The 6,215-nt window shown below is 56.3% G+C and carries 7 protein-coding genes and 1 pseudogene; 6 read left to right on the top strand and 2 right to left on the bottom strand.

The genetic code is table 11. The features are described 5' to 3' along the window. Positions 1-120 precede the first annotated feature (120 nt). Positions 121-827, bottom strand: a pseudogene (locus tag ACR0L9_RS19685) (IS6 family transposase). 156 nt (positions 828-983) lie between these two features. Here ACR0L9_RS19685 and ACR0L9_RS19680 point away from each other — a divergent pair. From ACR0L9_RS19680 to ACR0L9_RS19655, 6 genes are all read left to right on the top strand, one after another. Further along, positions 984-1,604, top strand: coding sequence for a glutathione S-transferase family protein (locus tag ACR0L9_RS19680; RefSeq protein ID WP_480896495.1), 621 nt, complete (start codon positions 984-986; stop codon positions 1,602-1,604). Between the two features lie 36 nt (positions 1,605-1,640). Next, a complete protein-coding gene (locus ACR0L9_RS19675) occupies positions 1,641-2,309 on the top strand; it encodes a cupin domain-containing protein (protein ID WP_480896494.1) in 669 nt (222 codons plus the stop codon). 3 nt (positions 2,310-2,312) lie between these two features. Continuing rightward, positions 2,313-2,996, top strand: coding sequence for an SDR family NAD(P)-dependent oxidoreductase (locus tag ACR0L9_RS19670; protein ID WP_480896493.1), 684 nt, complete (start codon positions 2,313-2,315; stop codon positions 2,994-2,996). 3 nt (positions 2,997-2,999) lie between these two features. After that, on the top strand, positions 3,000-4,061 hold the full coding sequence (locus ACR0L9_RS19665) for a flavin monoamine oxidase family protein (protein WP_480896491.1): 1,062 nt from the start codon (positions 3,000-3,002) through the stop codon (positions 4,059-4,061). Positions 4,062-4,067: 6 nt separating this feature from the next. Next, positions 4,068-4,631: a TetR/AcrR family transcriptional regulator gene (locus ACR0L9_RS19660; RefSeq protein WP_480896489.1), complete on the top strand. Its 564-nt coding sequence runs from the start codon at positions 4,068-4,070 to the stop codon at positions 4,629-4,631. Positions 4,632-4,694: 63 nt separating this feature from the next. Further along, positions 4,695-5,552 carry an SDR family oxidoreductase gene (locus ACR0L9_RS19655; protein ID WP_480896488.1) on the top strand — a complete coding sequence of 286 codons (858 nt, stop codon included), beginning with the start codon at positions 4,695-4,697 and terminating at the stop codon, positions 5,550-5,552. 4 nt (positions 5,553-5,556) lie between these two features. Here ACR0L9_RS19655 and ACR0L9_RS19650 read toward each other — a convergent pair whose 3' ends face one another. Beyond that, positions 5,557-5,751, bottom strand: a complete 195-nt coding sequence (locus tag ACR0L9_RS19650; protein ID WP_480459946.1) for a CGNR zinc finger domain-containing protein — start codon at positions 5,749-5,751, stop codon at positions 5,557-5,559. Positions 5,752-6,215 lie beyond the last annotated feature (464 nt).

The raw sequence follows: 6,215 nt of genomic DNA, 5'->3' as shown, positions 1-6,215 counted from the left end.
CCAACTCGCGGGAATTGCGGCACAATTCCGGGTCAGAAAACACAACTGGATTGAGACAGGTATGAGTGGCGGGGAGACAGGGATTCGAACCAGTCTCAGCTAGGCCAGTATAGCTGTCCTTCATTCGTCACAAAGACCCCGCCACTCGGCGAGAGCGGCGGTGAGTATCAGCTTGAAGGTGCCTCGGCTGGCAAGCGCTCTTTCTCGTTGAAGTGGTTGTAGACAGAGGAGCTGACGGCGGCGAGCTTCTGCAAACTTCGCATCCGCCTGAAACGTTGCATGGCGCGTTCGCGTCGTCGGAAAGGCAGGTGCGAATTCTCGACGCAGTTGCTGAGCCACCAGCCCGTTTTCTGTTTTTTGTCAGTACCAAGCTCTCTGAAAGCGGTTCTATATGAGGCGAAGCGATCTGTGACAACGTTTTCCGCTTTACCGTGTCGCTTCATCAATGTCTTGAGGAATTTCAGCGCTGCAACTTTGTTTCGGCGTTTGGTGACAACGGCTCCCAGCACCTTGCCCTCATGATCTACGACCCGCCAGAGGTAATGCTTCTTGCCATTAACCTTCACAAAACCTCATCCACATGCCACTTCCATTTCGAGAATGCGCGCAGTTGTTGCACCCGCTTTCTTCGGATCTCAGAGGCAAACATCGGGCCAAACCTGTTCCACCAATAGCGGACAGTTTCGTGGCTGACATCGATACCTCGCTCGTGCAGCAGATCTTCGACATTCCGAAGCGAGAGCGAGAAACGGTTGTACTGCATCACCGCAAGGCGGATGATCTCAGGACAGGTGTTTATAGTATTTGAAAGAAGCAGGTCCGGTAATGGGCAATAGCTACGCAATACCCCTGCCCCACTCAAACAAAGTTCTTTTGACAAGACCATCAGAGCAATTCAATCTGACAAGACGTAATAAAGGCTTGCAATATTATCTACCTATTGATAGGTAGATAATATTGCAAGCCCTGACGGAGGTACTCAGATGAAGATTTATGACGTCGAAGGGTTCCCGAACCCTGCCCGTGTTCGTATTGCGCTGGCTGAAAAAGGTGCGTCAGACAAAGTTGAATTCATCCCTGTGGATGTGATGGGCGGCGAACATCGTACGCCTGAGTTCAAAGCCAAAAACCCCGATGCCGCGGTGCCTTGTTTGGAACTGGAAGATGGATCGCACATCGCTCAATGCAACGCGATCACTGAATATATCGACGCAACCTTCGATGGCCCATCATTGACCGGCGTGACTGCGCAAGAGCGCGCCCGAATCTCGATGATGAACCTGCGCGCGGAAAACGGTCTGTTGAATGCGGTCGGCACCTACTTCCACCATGCCACACCTGGCCTCGGCCCGGACCTGGAAACCTATCAATGCGCCGAATGGGGCAACAAACAGAAAGAGGTTGCCGGAAACACTATGGCCTATCTGGACTCGGTTCTGGCCGAGAATGAATACTTGGCCGGAGACACATTCTCGGTGGCTGATATCACCGCCTTTGCAGGATTGGCCTTCGCCGATTTTGCCAAAGTTGAAATTCCTGAAACCCTGACCAACCTGCAAGCTTGGCGTGCTAAGATGGCGGCCCGTCCATCTATCGCCGGCTAAGCGAGAACTGCCATTTAAGTTGAAAGGACCCCTCCCATGGAACTCAACTCGGACTTCTCTTCGCGTGTCGTTGTTCACTCTGATCAGCTTGAGTGGCAGGCCTCGCCCATGAAGGGTGTGGACCGGCGCATGCTGGACCGAATTGGTGGCGAAGTCGCCCGCGCCACCACCATTGTGCGCTATGCACCAGGCAGCAAGTTTTCGGCCCACACCCATACAGGCGGTGAAGAGTTCATCGTTCTGGACGGCGTCTTTCAGGATGAGCATGGCGATTTCCCGGAAGGCACCTATGTGCGCAATCCGCCCACAACCGGGCACACGCCCGGCTCAGAACCCGGCTGCACGATCTTCGTCAAACTCTGGCAGTTCGACATGGAGGACCGCAATCAGTTCCGCAAAACCATGGCCGACGAACTGGCCGCACCCGTGAACGGGGTCGCCACCGCGACACTGCACAAGGATGACCGCGAGGTTGTCACTTACAGCCATGTTGATGCAGGCACCGAGATTACTTCGAATGCGCCGGGTGGTATCGAGCTGTTAATGATTGGCGGATCGCTGACCTCAGGCGGTGACGTTCTGAAAAAGAACGACTGGCTACGCCTGCCTGAGGGTGAAGCGCTGTCGGCTATGGCTGGCCCAGACGGGGCGAAGGTCTGGATAAAGACTGGCCACCTGCCCTTTGCACAGCCACCGGTGGTATAATTCATGAGTAGCAAGAAACCTCTGGCGATTGTCGCCGGTGCGGGGGCTGGCCTTGGCCAGTCCCTTCTCGCGCGGTTTCAGGCAGGTGGCATGACGGCCATTGGTCTTGGACGGACGCAGCCGCAGGAAACGATCGCGCCGTTTCATCAGGTCGATCTGTCCGATCCGAGTGCGGTTGCGCCAGTGATTTCTGAATTGATCGCTACGAATGGCCCGCCGAAGATCGTGGTACACAATACGGCTGAGCTGGTGATCGCGCCATTCCCCGAAACCGCATTGGAAGACTATCAGAGAACGTGGACATCAATGGTGCAATCTTTGGTCCTGCTGGGGCAATGTGTTCTGCAACCGATGGTGCGCGGCGGTGGTGGCGCGCTGATCGTTTCGGGGGCCACAGCGTCGCTGCGCGGCGGCCCACGGTTTTCCGCTTTTGCGTCGGCTAAGTTCGCCCTGCGCGGGCTGACACAATCGCTGGCACGTGAATATCAACCGGCTGGCGTACATATCTCGCACGTCGTTCTGGACGGGATCATCGATACACCCCGCTCGAGGGATTTGCACTCGCTGGATCCGTCGAAGATGATGAAACCGGACGAGATTGCCGAGGCCTACTGGCAGCTGGCTCATCAACCGCAGTCCACCTTGACCCATGAGCTGGACCTGCGCCCGGCATCTGAGGGGTTCTGAGCGATGCAGACCCAAACTCTGATCATTGGCGCAGGCCTTTCTGGCCTCTGCCTTGCGCGACAGCTACAGACACAAAGCCATGACTACCTGCTGGTCGAAGCGCGGGATCGTCCGGGCGGGCGTATCCTGACGGAAAGGCTGGAGGGTGGGTATTTCGACATGGGTCCAGCCTGGTTCTGGCCCGGACAGCCGCGTATTGCAGCGTTAATAAAGCGGCTCGGACTGGAGTGGTTCGAGCAATATTCAACAGGCGCACTCAGCTTTGAAAACGAGATCGGCCAGGTCGAGCGCGATCGCGGGTTTGCCTCGATGCAAGGGTCTTATCGCTTGAAAGGTGGTCTGGGCGCCCTCACTGATGCGCTTGCCGCTGAGATACCGCCGAAGCGGCTCATCTTATCCGCGCCTATCGTCGGGTTAGTGAAGTCTGCGACTGGGATCACCGCGACCGCTCAAACTGGGCAGGTCATCCATGCTCAGAAAGTCGTACTGGCCCTCCCTCCTCGCGTGGCGAGCAAGATCGCGTTCTCACCTGCTATACCAGATGAGGCTTTGGCGGCGATGATCGGGATCGCGACTTGGATGGCCGGACAGGCCAAAGTCATCGCTGTCTATGATACCCCGTTCTGGCGCACGGCCGGGCTGTCCGGTGACGCGATGAGCCGCAGGGGGCCGATGGTGGAAATACACGACGCCTCCCCTGCCGAGGGCGGGCCTTACGCGTTGTTCGGCTTTATCGGCTTATCCCCGCGCACCCGTAGCAACGAAGAACGGCTGCGGCAGTTGCTCAAAGAGCAACTGTCCAGGCTGTTCGGCGCCGAAGCTGCGGAGCCAAAGACACTCTTTGTTAAAGATTGGGCCTTTGACCCGTTCACCTCTATCGAAGCGGATCAACAGCCGTTATACGCTCATCCGCAATACGGGCTGCCCCATGCGATGACCCCTCTGTGGGATGGCCGACTAATCTTTGGCGGGACCGAAGTCGCACCACAGTTCGGGGGCTATATCGAAGGCGCCCTGGAGTCTGCGGAAAACGCGCTGGCCCTGATCATGACGGAAAAGGTTTGAGCACGTATGACGAGTGATACCAAGACTGCCCTTTTGGATGTTGCCGAACACGCCGCGCGCGCGAGGGGGTTTGACGGGTTCAGCTATGCCGATCTGGCAGAGGCGGTGGGTATTCGCAAGGCGTCAATCCACTATCATTTCCCGACCAAAGCAGCGCTGTCGGCGGCACTCATGGGTCGCTATCATGAGACCCTGCAGGCAGAGTGCAACCGTATCCGGGTAGAACACAAAACCGGGGCCGAGCAATTGCTGGCCCTGATCGACCTCTACCGGGATGCACTCAATGACGGGAAAACCTTGTGTCTCTGCGTGTCGCTCATCAGCAGCCGTGAAAGCCTATCGGATGACGTGATCCAAAAGATCAGAAAATTCCGCGCCATGATGGTTACCCAAATCGAAGAGATCCTGAAGCTTGGCCAAGAGGACAAGTCAATCACCGGTATCACCGATCCGATCTCGGAGTCCCGCGCGATACTGGCCCTTTTGGAAGGCGCACATCTGACCGCACGCGCAGAAGAGAATGTGAATACCTTCGATGAGGCTTTGGGCGTTTTGAAGTCCCGCTGTTGACCTTCGCCCCGACACATCGGATCGTTGCCGCAAGCAATTCATTTGATATTCGGAGCTTCCATTATGCCCAAAGTCATTCTGATCACCGGCACGTCAACCGGCCTTGGTGTTCAAATCGCCGTACAAGCGGCCCAAGCGGGCCATACTGTCTACGCGACTATGCGAAACCTCGCCAAGCGCGGCATCTTGGATGCGGCCGCCTCTGACGCTAGCGTCAATTTCAACGTGCTTGAGCTGGACGTACAGGACAGCGCCAGCGTAAACGCCGCAGTCGATCAGATCATCGCGAACGAGGGGAGGATCGATAAGCTGATCAACAATGCAGGCGCTGGATTTGTCCGCACAACCGAACAAGCCAGCGAAGAAGACGTCGCCTGGGTCATGGATGTGAATTTCATGGGAGTCGTGCGCTGCACAAAAGCGGTGATGCCACACATGCGCGCAGCACGCTCGGGCCACGTCATCACAATCTCATCCGTAGGCGGCCTAGTGGGTCAGCCGTTCAACGAGATCTACTGCGCCGCAAAGTTCGCGGTTGAGGGGTACACTGAGGCTTTGGCCAGCTACGTCACGCCCAATTTCGGTATCCATTTCTCGACAGTTGAACCGGGCGGTATTCAATCCGAGTTTGCGACCAATGTGCTGAAACATGTCGAGGCCACGGGCGGGATGCTTGAGGATGAGTATCTACCTATTCTCCAGAAGTATATTGGCGGCGCTCAGGCGCGAATGGATGGCAGCGATATCTATCAAACTTCGGAACAAGTGGCATCAGTTGTCTTGGGCGTGATTGAAGCCTCTGACCCGCCGATCCGCGTTCGCACTTCAAACTGGGGTGAGGCGTTTACTCGCCTGAAAACCGAAGCAGACCCGGATGGAAAAAAGCAACAAGCAGCCGTGATTGAGCAGTTCCTAAGCTAAAACCTTACTGGTGTAAGTCTGCTCTGAATGCGGCAGCCTTGCTGCAATTGCCACAGGTTTCCATGCTGCACCATCGGCGACGTCCGCTTTTTGCGATGTCGAGGAACACCAGCACGCGTCGATCATGCGTACAATCCCTGATCCTTTTCGGATCGGTTTCTGTCGGCAATATCGTAAAGCTTTTCGCGACCAGCGCCATGAAAACCATTGCACGCGTCACGTCATTTCACTCGGTGATAGACCATTCAGCATCATCCAAATGTCGCCGTTTCTAGAATTGGTCTGGGGTATAAGCCAGACCGCTTAGAGAAAAGGTGCCTGCAGGCAATCGCGGCGTCCGACAATCCAATGATAACACCCCGCGGTGGGAGCTTTGCTTGATCCAACGCAGGGCCTTCAATCCGGTCGCCCGACAGACTCACCGTCGAACCCAACAATTTCGCACAGAATCATGAAAAAGCACTCACTCGTTTATCTGGCACTCGCGGCACTCGTGAACGTGGGTAGACGCACTAAAGCGCGTTCGACAATCGGAAGCGCGAGCCAACTGGATTGCATTCAACGGCCCATACTAGGCCTTTGACCGACCTTGAGGGCGCTGCGGCGCGGCCCGTCAGACCGGACTATCGGCGCAATCGCAAGGCGGGATGGCAGACTTCGTAC

The organism is Ruegeria sp. I3 (assembly GCF_056532525.1).
This window is presented reverse-complemented; position numbering and strand designations above follow the sequence as displayed.

Coding starts and splice junctions, on each gene's coding strand:
- ACR0L9_RS19680 (WP_480896495.1), top strand. CDS start 984: ATGAAGATTTATGACGTCGAAGGGTTCCCGAACCCTGCCCGTGTTCGT.
- ACR0L9_RS19675 (WP_480896494.1), top strand. CDS start 1,641: ATGGAACTCAACTCGGACTTCTCTTCGCGTGTCGTTGTTCACTCTGAT.
- ACR0L9_RS19670 (WP_480896493.1), top strand. CDS start 2,313: ATGAGTAGCAAGAAACCTCTGGCGATTGTCGCCGGTGCGGGGGCTGGC.
- ACR0L9_RS19665 (WP_480896491.1), top strand. CDS start 3,000: ATGCAGACCCAAACTCTGATCATTGGCGCAGGCCTTTCTGGCCTCTGC.
- ACR0L9_RS19660 (WP_480896489.1), top strand. CDS start 4,068: ATGACGAGTGATACCAAGACTGCCCTTTTGGATGTTGCCGAACACGCC.
- ACR0L9_RS19655 (WP_480896488.1), top strand. CDS start 4,695: ATGCCCAAAGTCATTCTGATCACCGGCACGTCAACCGGCCTTGGTGTT.
- ACR0L9_RS19650 (WP_480459946.1), bottom strand. CDS start 5,751: ATGGCGCTGGTCGCGAAAAGCTTTACGATATTGCCGACAGAAACCGAT.